Raw genomic sequence first — 2,028 nt, forward strand, 5'->3', positions numbered from 1 at the left:
CCCCCCACCCCCTGCTGCTACTGGTCGATGACGAGCCGGAGATCCTCGTGGCGCTGACCGATCTGCTCGAGGACCGGTATCGCATCCTGTCGACCGCGTCCCCGGTCGAAGCGCTGGAGATCGTGCGGCAGCATCCCGATATTGCGGTGATCGTGTCCGACCAGCGGATGCCCGAGCTGACCGGCAGCCAGTTCCTGACCCGGGCACGTGGCATGACCGATGCGGAGGCGATCCTGCTGACCGGCTACGCCGACCTGTCGGCGGTCGTCGCGGCGCTCAACGACGGTGCGATCGGGGGGTATGCCAACAAGCCATGGGACGCTGAATCTTTGCAGGCCATGATCGCGACCGCTGCCGACCGCTTCGCGCTCCGGCAGGCGCTGGCGTTCGAGCGCGCCGCGTTTCGCGCGCTGGCCGAACAATCGGGCGACGTGGTGGCGATCGTCGACGGCAAGGGACGAACCGTCCGCGGTGAACACAGGGGCGCGATCGACCCGCGCGACCTTAACGCGATCGCGCAGGACGCGGTGGACGAGGAGGATCGCCACGAACCGCTTCCGGCCGGCGACCGCTGGACCCATGTCCGCCGCATCCCGTTCCAGAACGTCGGTGACCGCTATCTGCTGAAGATCGAGCGCGACGATACCGGGCGACGACTGGCCGAACGGCGGCTGCACCAGTCGGAAAAGCTGGAGGCGCTCGGCACCTTGTCGGGCGGAATCGCTCACGATTTCAACAACCTGCTAGCAGCAATCATCGGCAACCTCGAACTCGCCGAGCGTCGGATCGACGATCGCGACCGGCTGCAGCGGTATCTGGGGGCGGCAAGCGAGGCGGCGGGGCGGGGCAGCGCGATCACCCGGCGATTGCTGAGCTTCAGCCGCCAGCGCGACCTTGCCGCCGAAGTCTTCCGCCCCGACGAAGCCATCCGCTCGATCGAGGAGCTGATCGTCCGCACCGCCGCCGGTCGCATCCGCGTCACCTACGACTTCGCCGACCCGGCATGGGTGGTGCGGACGGATGTGGGGCAGTTTGAGCTGGCGATACTCAACCTGGCGATCAATGCGCGCGATGCGATGGACGGGGGCGGCACGGTGCGGATCGGCACCGCGAACTTCGACGAGATCGCAGACGAACTACCCGGCCTGTCCGGGCCGTTCGTGCGGATTTCGGTCAGCGATACCGGTACCGGCATCGACAGCGCGATGCGCGAGCGGGTGTTCGAGCCGTTCTTCACCACCAAGGCGCAGGGCGCCGGTACCGGCCTGGGCCTGCCGATGGTGCGCGCGATGGCGCGCGCCGCGGGTGGCGACGTGACGATCGAGAGCGCGGTTGGACAGGGCACCAGCATCCATTTGTGGCTGCCCCGCGCAGAGGCACGTTCCGCCATCGCTGTCCCGCGCCACGACGGCCCGACCCGTCCGCGGCGGCTGCTGCTGGTCGAGGACGATGCCGAGGTCCGCGCGGTCGTCGCCGCACAACTGGAAGCGGATGGCCACTCCGTCGTCGTGGAAGGCTCGGCCACCCGTGCCGTCGCACGGCTGGAAGCCGGCGAGCGGTTCGACATGGTGCTGACCGACTATGCCATGCCCGACCTGTCGGGGATCGACGTGGCGGCGCGGGTGCGCGCATGCTGCCCGGAGACGCCGGTGCTGCTGATTACGGGGTTCGCCGAGATCGGCGATACCCCGGTCGGCGTGCCGGTGCTGACCAAGCCGTTCACCGCCGAGCAGCTCCACACCGCCCTCGCCCAGATCCTCGGCAGCTAGAGTTTGATCCATCCCTGTTTGAAACGGGCGTCATCCCGGCGAAGGCCGGGATGTCCCGGTGGTAGCGCGCAGCAGGAGCCGATGAAGCCCCAGCCCTCGCCGGGGTGACGTTTGCATACCGATGGATCAAACACCTAGAGCATTGAGCGTGAAGCAGGAATCATGGGTGATTCCGCTTGACGGGAAAGTGTGATTCACCTGGATGTGGAGGTGGATCATGGGTCGAGCGTATTCAGGCGATCTGCGGGACCGGATATCG

The 2,028-nt window shown here is 67.6% G+C and carries 1 protein-coding gene; it reads left to right on the forward strand.

Going from position 1 to position 2,028, the window contains the following annotated elements; all coding sequences use genetic code 11:
• Positions 1-1,769 (forward strand): response regulator (locus tag QLH51_RS19790; protein WP_283514676.1); only part of this gene is annotated, 1,769 nt, incomplete at its 5' end.
• Between the last annotated feature and the right edge of the window lie 259 nt (positions 1,770-2,028).

This window comes from Sphingomonas sp. 2R-10, assembly GCF_030062225.1.
Lineage (GTDB): Bacteria > Pseudomonadota > Alphaproteobacteria > Sphingomonadales > Sphingomonadaceae > Sphingomonas.